The 14397-nt window shown below is 46.5% G+C and carries 14 protein-coding genes; 6 read left to right on the top strand and 8 right to left on the bottom strand.

What is annotated here, in order from left to right; genetic code table 11:
* Positions 1-11 precede the first annotated feature (11 nt).
* The 3 genes from J6600_RS15445 to gerAA are packed head-to-tail and all read right to left on the bottom strand — an operon-like array spanning position 12 to position 3638.
* Positions 12-1124 carry a Ger(x)C family spore germination protein gene (locus J6600_RS15445; RefSeq protein WP_095270539.1) on the bottom strand — a complete coding sequence of 371 codons (1113 nt, stop codon included), beginning with the start codon at positions 1122-1124 and terminating at the stop codon, positions 12-14.
* On the bottom strand, positions 1121-2221 hold the full coding sequence (locus tag J6600_RS15440; protein ID WP_014418846.1) for a spore germination protein: 1101 nt from the start codon (positions 2219-2221) through the stop codon (positions 1121-1123). The genes J6600_RS15445 and J6600_RS15440 overlap by 4 nt, the downstream gene beginning before the upstream one ends.
* Positions 2196-3638, bottom strand: a complete 1443-nt coding sequence (gene gerAA, locus J6600_RS15435; RefSeq protein WP_095270535.1) for a spore germination receptor protein GerAA — start codon at positions 3636-3638, stop codon at positions 2196-2198. The genes J6600_RS15440 and gerAA overlap by 26 nt, the downstream gene beginning before the upstream one ends.
* 116 nt (positions 3639-3754) lie before the next feature.
* Here gerAA and J6600_RS15430 point away from each other — a divergent pair, with 116 nt between their 5' ends.
* Positions 3755-3940: a YvzF family protein gene (locus J6600_RS15430; protein ID WP_003151806.1), complete on the top strand. Its 186-nt coding sequence runs from the start codon at positions 3755-3757 to the stop codon at positions 3938-3940.
* A gap of 67 nt (positions 3941-4007) precedes the next feature.
* The gene (gene fumC / locus J6600_RS15425; RefSeq protein WP_007410064.1) at positions 4008-5396 is read left to right on the top strand and encodes a class II fumarate hydratase; all 1389 of its coding nucleotides are present in this window, start codon (positions 4008-4010) and stop codon (positions 5394-5396) included.
* 36 nt (positions 5397-5432) lie between these two features.
* Here the strand turns inward: fumC and J6600_RS15420 are convergent, their stop codons facing one another.
* Positions 5433-6308: a TetR/AcrR family transcriptional regulator gene (locus J6600_RS15420; protein WP_014305782.1), complete on the bottom strand. Its 876-nt coding sequence runs from the start codon at positions 6306-6308 to the stop codon at positions 5433-5435.
* Positions 6309-6486: 178 nt separating this feature from the next.
* Here J6600_RS15420 and spxO point away from each other — a divergent pair, with 178 nt between their 5' ends.
* Positions 6487-6651, top strand: a complete 165-nt coding sequence (gene spxO, locus J6600_RS15415; protein ID WP_007410067.1) for an anti-adapter protein SpxO — start codon at positions 6487-6489, stop codon at positions 6649-6651.
* Between the two features lie 27 nt (positions 6652-6678).
* On the opposite strand, the gene cssS is transcribed toward spxO, so the two are convergent.
* Together cssS and cssR are read right to left on the bottom strand one after the other, a co-directional pair.
* The gene (gene cssS, locus J6600_RS15410; protein WP_209387579.1) at positions 6679-8034 is read right to left on the bottom strand and encodes a two-component system sensor histidine kinase CssS; all 1356 of its coding nucleotides are present in this window, start codon (positions 8032-8034) and stop codon (positions 6679-6681) included.
* The gene (gene cssR / locus J6600_RS15405) at positions 8031-8708 is read right to left on the bottom strand and encodes a two-component system response regulator CssR (RefSeq protein ID WP_003151813.1); all 678 of its coding nucleotides are present in this window, start codon (positions 8706-8708) and stop codon (positions 8031-8033) included. Before cssR ends, cssS begins: the two co-directional genes overlap by 4 nt.
* 277 nt (positions 8709-8985) lie before the next feature.
* Between cssR and J6600_RS15400 the strand changes: the two genes are divergently transcribed.
* Positions 8986-10347, top strand: coding sequence for a S1C family serine protease (locus tag J6600_RS15400; RefSeq protein WP_032863908.1), 1362 nt, complete (start codon positions 8986-8988; stop codon positions 10345-10347).
* A 46-nt stretch (positions 10348-10393) separates the two neighbouring features.
* On the opposite strand, the gene J6600_RS15395 is transcribed toward J6600_RS15400, so the two are convergent.
* On the bottom strand, positions 10394-10858 hold the full coding sequence (locus J6600_RS15395; RefSeq protein ID WP_007410071.1) for a Dps family protein: 465 nt from the start codon (positions 10856-10858) through the stop codon (positions 10394-10396).
* An 89-nt stretch (positions 10859-10947) separates the two neighbouring features.
* Positions 10948-11790, bottom strand: a complete 843-nt coding sequence (locus J6600_RS15390) for an oxidoreductase (RefSeq protein ID WP_209387578.1) — start codon at positions 11788-11790, stop codon at positions 10948-10950.
* 132 nt (positions 11791-11922) lie between these two features.
* On the opposite strand from J6600_RS15390, the gene J6600_RS15385 reads away from it, so the two are divergent.
* Both J6600_RS15385 and J6600_RS15380 read left to right on the top strand, forming a co-directional pair.
* Entirely contained in the window at positions 11923-13704 is a 1782-nt protein-coding gene (locus tag J6600_RS15385) for a M3 family oligoendopeptidase (protein ID WP_209387577.1), read from the top strand.
* A gap of 118 nt (positions 13705-13822) precedes the next feature.
* Complete coding sequence (locus tag J6600_RS15380; protein ID WP_209387576.1) at positions 13823-14260, top strand: YusW family protein; 438 nt, start codon at positions 13823-13825, stop codon at positions 14258-14260.
* The last annotated feature ends 137 nt before the right edge of the window (positions 14261-14397 follow it).

Here is a 14397-nt window from a genome sequence, read left to right as displayed (position 1 = left end):
CCGAAGACAGGTCATTGGGACATTCCCTTTGTTCCGAAATCCCTGATGGCGACTTTGACTTTGTATTCAATATCCGATTCACTGAAGTGGTGGTCCCAGTCAGAGGATATCTTTTTCCATTTATCGGGATAATGAATCCGGACTTGATCGCCTAACCCGGTAATATCCACTTTCAACTCATGCTGCATGTAATCAATGAATGCCATGACATCTGAATGAATGCTGCGTTTTACCGCGTTTTTGATTTCATTTATATAGGACTCCTTGAAGGAATCTTCTTTCGGGTTCCAATCCTCAGACAGACGGCCTTCAACAAACCGGGTAACGATAAACTTGAATTTTCCGTGTTTATATTGTGTTTTCACATTATATTTGCTGGAAAATACTTCGAAGGATAAATAATGATTGTCATGCTTTGCAAACGTGACGCCCCCCTTTACCGTGCCTGTGAACAGGTTCATATTCTGGACTTGTAAAGGCGTTAAATTCGCATACCAGAATTTATTTTTAATAATGGTAGCGCCCCAGATTTCCAGTCTGCTGCCCACTTGGCGCACTTGAGGAAGGGCAAAGGTCTCGCCTTTAGCGATTTTCTCTGATATTTCCCCCAATGTCACGGGCTCCATCATCCGGATGGTGACCGAATTATTCTCCGTTAAGTCATAGATCGTATTTGACGCAGGTTCTCCCTGGTCACTGATTTTGAAAATATCTTTCGTTTTATCCGGCACCGTCATCACATTGCAGCTTCTTCTCGTACCGTTGTCCCTGATAAATTGGTTCATCAATGCGTCAAGCGGAATGTTATCCTTTAACAGCGCTTCGGAAAACAGCATGATACGCAAGTGCTGGGAGAATGCGGGGTGATTTTTTAACGATGCCGTTCTTAATGCTTGATGGACGGTTTCCCCGGGAGTGGACGTTACTTTTGTCGTATCGCCTGACGACGACTGCTGGGAACTTGCTTTTTGCGGAACCAGAATCTGCTGTGTCACTTCCACATTTTCTTCCTCGGGTTTATCGAGCCCGACCCCGATAACGAGGCTCAAGTCTTCTATATTGCGGCTGTCCCAGCACCCGGCCAAAAGCAATGTGCAAAGCATGATTACGATGTATTTCTTCATTGCGCTTTTTTCACCTTCCTTTTCACAGCGACGACTCCAAACATCAGTAAAGGCAGCAAAAAGAAAACCAAGAAGATATAGCCGAGAATATCACTGAACATCAACAGCTTGTTGCCGTCTTTTGGCATCAATGATCCGAAGAATGTCGCGATCCCAACGAAGATGATGCCTTTTTTCTGCTTCAGCCCGAAAATTTTATTAAGAGCTGATGTCGCGAAATACCCGTACGAGACATAGGTGGCGAAAAATTGGATGATCCAGACAACAAGCAAAAAGGACTCGAACCTTTCAATAAAAAGCCCTTTGATTTCAAATGATTGAAAGAGCGCGATCGTAGGCCAGATCATTGTTTTGACATCTTGGGTGGTTAAGGCGCCGACGACGAGAACGTAGGTAATGATGTATAAAATAATCGGGATGCCAAAGCCCATGGCCGATACGCGGAATGTGTGCTTTTTATTTTTGAGGTACTCGGGGAGAAACAGCATAATCTCAATTCCCAAGAAGGAAACAGAAACGACGGTCAAGGAAGCCATAACGGGAGAAAACCCCTGCCCGAGCACCGGCCGCAGGTTGTCCAGATCAAATATTTTAAAGCTGAAAGAAAACACCACCAGCAAAATAATGATCGTAATCGTTAAATAGAAAGGAAAGAGCCTGCCGATATCGCTCATGCCGCCGATAATTAAATAAACGGAACAGGCGATAAAGATAAACAGCGTGACCGGCACGGGCGTTCTTTCCAATAAAAAAAACTTGACCATTTCCGCCATCGCCCGGGCTTCGAAGCTGGCGACTCCTATAAAATAGAGACAGATCATAAGATTGACGATATTTCCCGCCCATTTGCCGAGTCCTTCATTCATATAATCAAATAATGATCCGTACTGATGCTTTTTCATAATGAGCGTATTGAGATAAATCAAAAAGATAAAGATGACGCCTTCCAGACATAACGCGATCCAGCCGTCCGGAGAATTTGCCCTTGATGACAGCGCCCGCGGCATGGTGAGGAGTCCCGCGCCGAGCATCGTGTTTGAAATCAACGCTGTCCCTTGATAGCTTGTAAGCTTATTGTGAGTTGTTTTCTGGCTCATTTACGTTTTTCGCCTCTTTTGGTTGATTTTTAATAGGGAGACGGAGAATAGAGTCGTTTGCGTTTTTTAAGCTGAAAAATCCATTCGGCGAGAAATACGGAGAACCGAAGCTTCGCTGTCTCGATAAATGAGTGTAGATCGCCAGCATAAATAAAATCATGCCGTACAGCCCGAAAGCTGCCGCGGTAAACATCGAAATGAAACGGAGCACACGGAACGACAGACCCATCCCGTACTGCGGCACCGTAAATGAAGCGAGCGCGACAATGCTGACCACGATGACCATGATGGAGCTGACAATATTCGCTTCAACGGCCGCCTGGCCGATGACAACTCCGCCCACCAATCCGATCGTCTGGCCGAGCGGGCTGGGAAGCCTCAAGCCCGCTTCTCTCAGCAGCTCTATCGTAATTTCCATTACCATCGCTTCAATGATAGGCGGGAAGGGAACGTTTTCTCTGTTCGCCGCGATGGTGACTGCAAGCGACGTCGGCAGCAGCCCTTGGTGAAACGAAACGAGGGCGATATAAATGGACGAAAAAAACAGCGTAATAAAAATAGACGTAAACCGCAGCACCCGGATGAGCGAGGCGGAAATCCACCGTTCATAATAATCATCGGGAGACTGCATTAAAATTCCTAAAGAAGCCGGGACCACCAGCGCAAACGGCGAGTTGTCGACAAGGATGGCGACGCGGCCGTTGAACAAAGCGGAAGAGACTTTATCAGGCCGTTCCGTATTTTGTATTTGCGGAAAGGGCGAATACTTATTATCCTCAATAAGCTCCTCAAGCGTTCCGGAATCCTGGATGTCGTCCATCTTCACTTCGCTGAGGCGCTTTACAACATCGCTGACGACAGACGGGTCCGCCTTATCATCTATGTACATGACCGTGGCGTATTTTAACTTATTTTCTCCGATCGGAACCTTTTTCGTTTTCAGCTTCGGATGGTTCGTGCGCTGCCTGATCATGGCGACGTTTGTATCAGAATCTTCTATGAAGGCGATTTTCGGACCTCTTACGACCTTTTCGGATGTGGGTTCATTCACGCTTCTTTTTTCTCTTTTTCCCGTGGACAAAATGTAAACGCTGTCAAGTCCGTTAATAAACACGGCGCATTTTCCACGCAGAATGGAGATGACTGCTTCCTTCGACGTAAAGACGGGGCGGGCGTCGATCTTATCAAGACGTTTCGTCACCGTATCCAGCGTCAGAGTGTCTTCCTCCCGAAGCAGCGTTTCCATCGCCTCTTTTATTTTGTCTTCGTCGTTCATTTCACTCAGATACATATAATAAAAAACAAGCCCGTTCGGAAGCATCTTTTTATTTTGAACCAGGTCATCATTCTGCTCTACGTGGGGAAGCACCAGTGCCAGATTAACGTGTATGTATTCCTTGAATTCCGATTGCGTCATCGACAGTCACCCGCCTTCCAATCCTTAATTGAGGTTATCTTTTCCTGTTAAAAAAATGATATACTATGATAAAGTATTTAATGGTACAAGTTTTTTTATGAAAGCGGAGGAGAGATGTGGCACAAGTCAGACTGGCAGGAAATGCCGAAGAAATTGAACAGCTCATCAAATCATTTGAAGCGCATTACGAAGTGGCTTACACGTCGAAAGAATACCGTAAAACAAATCCGAAGTATAAATACTCAAAGGATTCGCGCGTCTATCTTGAGCTGAAATTAAAAACGGCCAAGGCTGAAAAATAAAAAGGGTTTCATCTGTTACTGGCGAATAATACTCAGGGTGAAGCAACTGTTATGGAGGGATACATAAATGGACTACAGAATTGAAAAAGACACCATGGGAGAAGTTAAAGTTCCGGCAGATAAATTTTGGGGCGCTCAGACACAGCGCAGCAAAGAGAACTTCAAAATCGGTTCAGAAAAAATGCCTCAGCGTGTTGTGAAGGCGTTTGCAATATTGAAAAGAAGCACAGCGATCGCCAACGAACGCCTCGGCAACTTAGAGTCTGAAAAAGCACAGGCGATTGCCGCTGTATGTGACGATGTTTTAAACGGCAAATACGACGATAATTTTCCGCTCGTTGTCTGGCAGACGGGAAGCGGCACGCAAAGCAACATGAACATGAATGAAGTGGTGGCCAACCGCGCGACTGCTTTATTGAAAGAAAAAAATTCCGAGCTGAAGATTCATCCGAATGATGACGTTAACCGCAGCCAAAGCTCAAACGATACATTCCCGACAGCGATGCACGTTGCGGCGGTTCTTGCTGTATATGAGCAGCTCGTTCCGGCGCTTGATCAGCTGCGCGCGACGCTTGATGAAAAAGCGAAAGCTTATCAGGATATTGTGAAAATCGGACGCACGCATTTGCAGGACGCCACTCCGCTGACGCTCGGACAGGAAATCAGCGGCTGGGTATACATGCTTGACCGTTCGAAAGAAATGATTCTTGAGTCAACGGAAAAAATCCGCGCGCTTGCCATCGGAGGCACGGCAGTCGGCACGGGAATCAACGCCCATCCGCAGTTCGGTGAATTCGTCGCGGAAGAAATCACAAAAGTAACGGGGCAGACATTCAAGAGTTCGCCTAACAAATTCCATGCGCTGACAAGCCATGATGAAATCACTCACGTTCACGGCGCGTTAAAAGCATTGGCTGCCGACCTGATGAAGATTGCCAACGATGTCAGATGGCTGGCTAGCGGCCCACGCTGCGGAATCGGCGAAATCGTCATTCCTGAAAATGAGCCGGGAAGCTCTATCATGCCGGGCAAAGTCAACCCGACGCAAAGTGAGGCGCTGACAATGATCGCCGCGCAAGTGATGGGAAATGACGCGACAATCGGATTTGCGGCCAGCCAAGGAAACTTCGAGCTGAATGTCTTCAAACCGGTTATTATTTATAACTTCCTGCAGACCGTGCAGCTGCTCAGTGACGGAATGAATTCCTTCCATGACAAATGCGCTGTCGGTATTGAGCCGAACCAAGAGACGATTCAGGAAAATCTCTCTAACTCATTAATGCTTGTTACGGCGCTTAACCCGCACATCGGTTATGAAAACGCCGCGAAAATCGCCAAGCTTGCCCACAAAGAAGGCCTGACGCTGAAAGAAGCGGCATTACAGCTGAACCTTCTGACAGAAGAACAATTTAATGAAATGGTGCGTCCGGAAGATATGGTGCACCCGAAAGCATAAAAAGAAAGAACGGCTGCAGTCATTGCGGCCGTTCTTCTAAATAAACTGCTGTTTCAGTAAAAATCTGAGCTGTTCTGCATCTTCAGCCAGCAGGTCGGATTCCTTCAAATTCAAAATCATTCCTTTGATGATTGCCGGTTTCGGCGACTTTTTCTTCATTTCCGCTTCCAGAATATCCAAGCTCTCGGTGAATTCGGATGCTTGCGCCTTGTCCATCGTGCCGATGCGCGTGCGGAGGGTCTGCAAGATCGATTGGCTTAAAGGATCGGGCTGCCCGTTATGAAGGGGCCCAAACAGTGAGCTTGCCTCATCAAGAGAAATAAACGCTTCATCATGTCTGTCCGCCATTCCGTTTACGATGTCATCAATTCTGTGAATCACGGTATTTGCCAGAAGCGAAGGCTGTACGGACCGGCCGGTCAGAATGAGATATTCAAGATACATCTGACTGATTCCTTCTATTAAAAAACAAAGCTCGGCTGTGTATGGTTCAGCTTTTTCTCCGTAAATAGCAAGAAGACTGTCGATATGAAACTGCAGGATCGACCGGCGGATTCTCTTTCCGCACTGCGCCGCTTCTTCGGTATAAGGAAGTGAACCGTCTTTCATTTGCATGGTAATAAAATCCTGATGGGCGAGAATCGATTCGTAAAACACCGCAAGCTGTTTTTGATAAGCGGCTCTCGGACTGTCACCCTCCGTTTGGATCGTCGTGATTCGGGTAAACGTTTTATCATAGTAGTAATTCAGCATGGATAGAAGCAGTGCTTCTTTGGAAGGAAAGTATAGATAAAAAGCGCCTTTTGAGATTTTGCATTCATCGGCGATTTCCTGAACCGATGTAGATTTGTACCCTTTTCGGGCAAACAGTTTAATTGCTGCTTCAATGATCAGCTTTTCTTTTTCCTTCAATGGTTCCACCCTTTCGGAGCCAGGAGGCTGGCTTGTGCTTCTTATGTATGACTATATGGTCATATTGATATTCCGTAAATTTAACCTGATTGTAACTTGTTTTTTTGTTTTGTTTTATTTATATTATAAAGTGAGCTGACCGAATGGTCAAAGTTCTGGCGAAAGGGTGAATCTGAAAATGAAAGAATTAGATGAAATGATCAGCCGCTTGCGAAACAGAGGAATTAAAGTCGAAAAGGTGAAATATCCGAAAAAGACAATTTGTGAAAAGAAATGGGTTCATCAATGCCAAAAACCGCTGAAAACAAACTACAGAGATTTTAACGGCTACTCCTTCACATAAAAAAAGACTGCAATGAAACACTACAGTCTACTTTGGTACGATAATTCGGTAAATTACACCCGATTGGCCATTTTCAATTGAAATTGATGCTTTATGCAGGGTTAAAATCCGTTTTACGATGCTGAGTCCTATGCCGAACTCGCCTTTCTTCCCTTTATTAAAAGGCTCGTACAAGCTGGATAGCATCTCATCCTCAATCGGAGGCCCGTCATTTTTAACCGTCATGACAATCTGCTGCTGATTTTGGCTGATCCGAATGTGAATCGCCGTTTCTGCATAGCGGATTTGATTTTCGAGAATGTTTTCAAGAAGTTTGCTCCATTGTTCCGGATCACCGGGCATCATTAATGCATCTTCTGTATCAACGGTCCACGATAATTCCTTCCGGGCCCATTTGAGCCGTTCAATGACTTCTTCCGTGACCTTCACAATGTCAAATGTCTCATGGTGCACCCGCTGCTTCATTAAATAATCAAGCTTCGTTAAATATAATAAATCCTTAATTTTCTTCTCAAGTTTTTCTGCTTCGCCTTCAATGACATCAATTGTGGTTTCCAGATCCCCCTTAGGAAAAATCCCGTCCTTTATTGATTGAGTATAGCCCCTTATCACCATGACAGGCGTTTTTAAATCATGAGAGATATTTTGCAGGAGCGTTCTTTCCGTTTCATCCTTTTGTACCAGCTTGCTCCGCATGTCTTCAATGGTATGGCCTAATTTTCCGATTTCGTCTTTCCTGTCAACGATGACCGGATCATCCCAATCCTGTTTTGAAATCCGTTTGACATGCTTCTCTAAGGAAACGAGCGGGCGCGAGAGATATTTGGCAAGCCAAATCGCCGGAATCCAGCTTAACAAAATCACGCCGGCAATGATAAAGAGCAGCTGCTTGAACAGGGTGAATGCCAGATCATCACGATAAGAATCAAGGGCGTAAGACAGCATCATCGCATCCTGGCCGTTAATGGTGAGGCCTTTTTTAATGACGAAAAATACTTTTTCACCGCTGATGTCCGCGCTGTATCGTTTCGTGACGCTGTGCTGGCGGCCCGCGAGCTTGTACACTTTATGGATAAAGGAAGAAGAAAAGTAGTTCAAGTCTTTGTCACTGGCCGATTCCTCCCGTTCCGGCAGAAGAACGTGCTGAACGGATCGGAAAGTCGTCGGCGCGGTCGCATCCTCGCTGTAATATCCCCGCTCGATCGATCCGGGCAGCCGGTACTCCGTCAGTACATGCTGTTCATTTTCAATGGTCGTATACGTTTCATCCGTGAAAAAATCACGCAGCGTATTTGAGAACAGCACGAGCAGCAGAATCGAAATGGCTAAGAGGATGCCTGAGATGACCACCCATATTTGAAAAGCAAGCGGCTTATTTTTCATGACGTCATCATCCTGTAGCCGAATCCGTAAATGGTCTCAACCTTTAACTCCGGCATTTTTTTCCGCAGCCTCCGCACAAGATCATCGACCACCCGGTCAGTGCCGAAATAATCATGGCCCCATATTTTCAGCAGAATATCTTCCCTGGAAAAGGGGTGTCCTTTATGGTGAAGAAATAAAAGCAGCAGATCAAATTCCTTAGACGTCAAATTGACCAGGCTTCCGGTTTCATCATAAACCTCTCGGGCATCTTCGATCACATTGTAGGAAGAAACGGTGATGCCGGTTTTCTTTGCGGCGGGCTGTTCTTTATACACGAGCTCCAGCAGCTTCTGAACCCTTATAATGAGCTCTCTCGGCAAAAAAGGCTTGGCGATATAATCATTGCTTCCAAGCTCTAACCCGAGGACTCTGTCAATATCGGCATCCCGCGCGGAAATGAAAATGACGGGCACATCGGGATCTTTTTCTTTTATTTCTTTTATCAATGTATAGCCGTCCGTATCCGGAAGCATGATGTCGAGAATCCACAAGTGGGGAGACGGCTGCATCTGCTTTCTGGCATCTTCGCCTTTTGTGAAAGATGTAATGTTCCAGCCTTCATTCTCTAAATATTTTGTGAGCAGTTCATTCAGGTTATCCTCATCTTCAACTAGATAAATGGTGTATGACAAGGCATTTCACATCCTTTCAACGTCATTATACTAGTTTTAACACACTCAAGCCGCATTTTCATAATTTCACATATTCTTTTCATTTTTATCCCACAATGTTTGTTTATGATGTGTATAAGGGAAGAAAGGAAGAAAAAAAGCGGGGAAGATAACATGTTCAAACACATTTTGTTTTGGAGCTTTGCTTTTCTCCTTATTATTGGGACAATAGAACTTGTACATGCGATGAATATGTAATCGATAGAATGAAAACATGCTAAAAGGAGTGTGCGTGAATATGAATGATCATCGAGATGACGGCAGAAGCCGCGATCAGTCAGATCTTTCACATACGGAACAAAACAGAAATGAACAGCAGCGGATCAGCCATCAGGAGCCCGAGCTGCTCGAAGGGCCCGTCTCGAAAGAAGCGGAAAACGAGACGGCCGCCGGCGCGGAATTTGAAAAAACGGCTGCCGTGAAAAAAGAAAAAAAACGGAGAGCCGCTTGGCTGAGCCCGATTTTAGGCGGTATTATCGGCGGAGGCCTCGTGCTTGGCATTGTGCCGAACCTGCCGAGTGAGCAGCATAAGACAGAAGCCGTTTCTGATACGAAACAAGTTCAGTCTTCGAATTTTACGTCAACGCCTTTGAAAAATACCTCAAGCGTAGCGGATATGGTAGAAGATTTGGAGCCTGCGATTGTGGGAGTGTCCAACTACCAAGCTTCGCAAAGCAGCCAGTTCGGACTTGACGGCGGTTCAAGCTCTGAAACGGAGAGCGGCACGGGGTCAGGCGTCATCTTCAAAAAAGACGGCGAAAAAGCGTACATCATTACAAACAATCATGTCGTAGAAGGTGCGAACAAACTGTCGGTCACTCTTTACAATGGGAAAACCGAAACGGCAAAGCTTGTCGGAAAGGATGCTATCAGTGACTTGGCTGTATTGGAAATCAGCTCGTCCAATGTCAAAAAAGCGGCCAGCTTCGGAGATTCCTCCAAGCTCCGCATTGCCGATAAAGTGATTGCCATCGGCAACCCGCTCGGCCAGCAGTTTTCCGGCACCGTCACACAAGGTGTCATCAGCGGGCTGAACAGAACGGTAGATGCCGATACATCCCAAGGCACGGTGGAAATGAACGTGATTCAGACGGATGCGGCGATTAACCCCGGAAACAGCGGCGGCCCGTTAATCAACTCAAGCGGCCAGGTTATCGGGATCAACAGCATGAAAGTCAGTGAAAGCGGCGTAGAGTCACTCGGCTTTGCCATTCCGAGCAATGATGTAGAACCGATAGTCGACCAGCTGCTTGCAAAAGGAAAAGTCGAGCGCCCGTTTTTAGGTGTGCAGATGATTGATATGTCGCAAGTGCCGGAAACCTATCAGGAAAACACGCTCGGACTGTTCGGCGACCAGCTGTCTAAGGGTGTTTACGTAAAAGAAGTGCAATCCGGCTCACCGGCTGCGAAAGCGGGCATCAAATCAAATGACGTCATTGTACAATTGAACGGCAAAGATGTCGGCAGCAGCGCCGATATCAGACAGATCTTATATAACCAGCTGAAAATCGGCGATAAGACGACTGTTCAAGTTCTCAGAAGCGGAAGCAAAAAGACGCTGAACGTCACATTAACGAAACAAACCGAAAGCGCAAGCTGAACGCATAAAAAAAGCTGAACCTTCAACTGAGGTTCAGCTTTTTTCGTCATTCTCCCAAGTAGGCTGACAGCATCCACACGTGCTTGTCCGCTTCTTCAACTAATCCGACAAACAGGTCGGCAGTTGACGGGTCATTTTGTTCCTCGGCGATGCCGATGACAAATTTTGATTCGCGGCTGATTTGTTTATAGTCTTGAACCAGTGATTCCACCATTTCAGAAGCCGTTTTTTCTTGGCCTTCATCCGTAATGGAAGCTTGTTCAAGATAAGTGTGTAAAGTCGCCGCAGGCTGTCCGCCGATGGCCAGAAGACGCTCTGCGATGGCATCCGCCGTTTCCGCCGCTTCGTTATACAGTTCTTCAAATTTTTCATGAAGCGTAAAGAAATGAGGGCCTTTTACATACCAATGGAAGCGGTGCAGTTTAGAGTAAAGGATAAACCAGTTTGATAATTGTGTGTTCATTGATTTCTCAACAAGAGTTTCAGTTTTTTTCGCGTTTTGTGTATTCATATTCATCGTCCTCCCTGTGATCTGTTAATTTAATTATACCACATATCAAATAAAAATCAATACTAAATTATAATAATTATAATTTAGGTTTAAGTGAACAGCTTTTTCTTCACAACAGATTCCCAGGCGGACCACGAGAAGAGTGAGCGGAAAGCCAATGCCAGCTTAACGCCCCTGCCGATCGGATACCGCAGTTTCTTCAGCCGTTTCCTTTGTGCCAATTGATAAATCAGCTCCGCTACGTCATCAGGATCGCCGCTTTTGGATGCGTTGGCTTTGAAGTAAGCTTCGATTTGCTGATAATAGCGGTAATAGGGCGAATCTTTGGCGGGTGCCGTAAGATGATTGGAGAGAGACGTCTCCCAAATAGACGTTTTATAGGAGCCCGGTTCTATTAAAGCGGCATCAATTCCTAAAGGCAGCAGTTCGAGGCGCAGACACTCTGTAAATCCTTCAACCGCGAATTTGGAAGAGACATACGGAGATAGAGCCGGGAAACCGGTCAGTCCGCTGATACTGCTGATATTGAAGATTTTCGCCCCGCCATGTTTTCGCATATAAGGCAGCACGGTTTTTGTGACGTGAATCAGACCGAATACATTCGTTTCATACTGCTGTCTGTAATGTTCCATCAGCACATCGTCAATAAACCCCCCGTACGCAGAGCCGGCGTTGTTGACGAGCAGGTTAATCGGTCCGAAACCGCTGATGGTGTTCCCGAAGTCAGACACCGACTGCTCATTTGTCACATCTAAAGAAACGACCGTAACATGTTCGGATGCACCCGCTTGAGCGGCGGCCTCTTTCAGTATTTCAGCTTTCTCCGGCTGTCTGGCTGTTGCGATGACGTGATAAGACCGGGCGAGCTTCAGCGCTGTCAGCAGCCCGAATCCGCTCGTCGCGCCGGTTACAATGGCAATTTTTCTGTTCATCTTATAATCCTCCCCGTTTGTTCTTATCTCATAGTGTATAACATCTCGCGGAAAGAAGGAGAAATCGTTCGGAAATATGTCAGAATTGTTTTATAATGGAGTCAGCTTCGGATAGAAAGGGGTAAAGAAAAGATGGCATTAAAGGGATTGAAGGAAACATGGGATTTAAACTCCATTTTTGAGGGCGGGAGCCGGTCGGAAGAGTTTCAGCAATACATACAAGAGCTCAAAAAGCATCTAAGCGCTTTTCAACATGCGGTTGAAGCGTTTACAGTTCCGGCGCATGCGGATGAAAGCCGGGAGCTGATAAATCTGATTGATAGGTTTGAACGGTCAGCGATCATGATCAGGCAGGCGGGAGCGTTCGTCGGCTGTCTTCAGGCTCAGAACACTCAAGATCAGAAAGCGAATGAATGGAGGGCGCGGATTAATCAGCTGAGCAGTGATTTTAAATCCGCTCTGGTCACCCTTGACGATACACTTGCCCGGATTGACGAGCGGGTCTGGGAGGAGCTGCTGCAAAAACCGGAACTTCAGGATCTCACATATGTTTTAAATGAGAGAAGAGACCGTGTCAAAGAGAAGCTCAGCGCTTCAGAAGAAAGGCTGATTGAAGGCCTGGCCGTTGATGGCTATCACGCATGGGGCGACCTGTATAATGCGGCTGTCGGCAGAATGAAGATTCCGTTTGAGGATAAAGAGCTGTCGGTCGGCCAAGCGGAAAATATGATGGCACACCCGGACCGCCGCATCAGACGTCAAGTGTTCAAAGAGCTTAATGAAGCCTGGAAAGGAGAAGAGGAGCTTTTCGGCAGCACGCTGAACCATCTGGCCGGCTTCCGCACGGAAATCTATAAAGCGCGGGGCTGGAAAAGCGCTTTGGAAGAGCCGCTTGCGATCAACCGGATGAAAAAAGAAACGCTGGATGTCATGTGGCAGGTCATTACCGATCATAAAAAGCCTTTTGCCGAATACCTGAATCGAAAGGCGTCTCTTTTAGGGCTTGAGCGGCTGAACTGGTATGATGTGGACGCGCCGATCGGCGAGGCTCCGAAAGAATACACATTTGATGAAGCGGCCAATCTGATCGTCAGCCAATTTTCGACGTTTGGCAAAAAGCTGTCCGCATTTACGGAAAAAGCGTTCCGCGATCGGTGGATAGAAGCGGAAGACCGCAGCGGCAAACGGGTCGGCGGTTTCTGCACCAGCTTTCCCGACAGCGGGGAATCCCGGATTTTTATGACGTTTTCCGGAAGCGCTTCGAATGTATCGACGCTGGCGCATGAGCTCGGTCACGCGTTCCATCAGGAGGCCATGCTTCAAGTGCGGCAGCTGAACAGAGCCTACGCTATGAATGTCGCTGAAACAGCCTCGACCTTTGCGGAAATGATCGTCGCCGACGCCGCTTTGAAACAAGCGGAGACAAAGGATGAAAAGCTGTTCTTGCTTGAGGATAAAATTCAAAGAAGCGTAGCCATGTTTATGAATATTCATGCGAGATTTTTATTTGAAACGCGTTTTTATGAAGAGCGCAAGCAGGGCGTCGTTCCGGCTGAGAAACTGAATGAACTGATGGAAGCGGCGCAGAAAGAAGCGTTTTGCGATTCATTAGGGGAATACCACCCTCATTTCTGGGCGTCAAAACTGCATTTTCATATTACGGGAGTGCCGTTTTACAACTTTCCGTATACGTTCGGTTACTTATTTTCGCTTGGAATATATGCAAGAGCTCTTCGGGAAAAAGCGGATTTTGAAGAAAAATATATCGCGCTTTTGTGTGACACGGCTTCGATGACCGTTGAGGATTTGGCGATGAAGCACCTTGGAGCGGATCTGACGGAACGGTCGTTTTGGGAAGACGCGGTCCGCCTTGCCGTACAGGATGTGCAGGAATTTTTAGAGCTGACTGAATGATAATCTGGAGATGAACCGGCCGGAGTGTTACCGCTCCGGTTCTTTTTTGTTTAATGAATGACAGCCGCCTCCCTTGGAAATACCTAAAAACGATCGGAATGAAATGGGAGTGAATCGCATGAAATGGTTCAGGACGGCGGGCGTTTTATGTCTTATGCTGATGCTGATTGCCGGCTGCCGATTGAATGAAGAAAAACGGGAAGCGGAACAAGACAGCACACCCGTGTCATCCGCGAAGCCGGTTCCTTACAGCAGCTTTTCCCTTCGCGTCAGCTACGGAGCCGGGGAGCATAACCGCTATGAAGGTTTGTATGAGAGAAAAGGCGGTCATGAAAAGGCGGACATCCGGGACAAGCTCTCAGGGGTTCACAGAGAGGGCGAGGAAGCGCTTGATGAAATGAAGATGATCCTTGGAGAACTTGCCGTAAACAGCCGGATGCAGGAAAGCGAGATCGTCCGGCAGGTGCTCTCGGCTTTTAATTTGGACAGCCGCTATGACCATTTTTATCTGAAACTGAAAAAGAACGACGGAGAAATGACGGAAATAAAAAAATAACCGCCGTCCGCTGCTTTTTTGCCCAAAACTAATTGATAATGATATTCAGAGTCATTAATTTCTGTTACAATATAATCATGATCTCACGTTGAATGTTTAGGCAATTTGTTTATATACATAGTGTTGGGAAACTCAAA

The sequence above is a fragment of the Bacillus sp. LJBV19 genome (assembly GCF_017797845.1).
Classification (GTDB): Bacteria; Bacillota; Bacilli; order Bacillales; family Bacillaceae; genus Bacillus; species Bacillus velezensis.
This window is presented reverse-complemented; position numbering and strand designations above follow the sequence as displayed.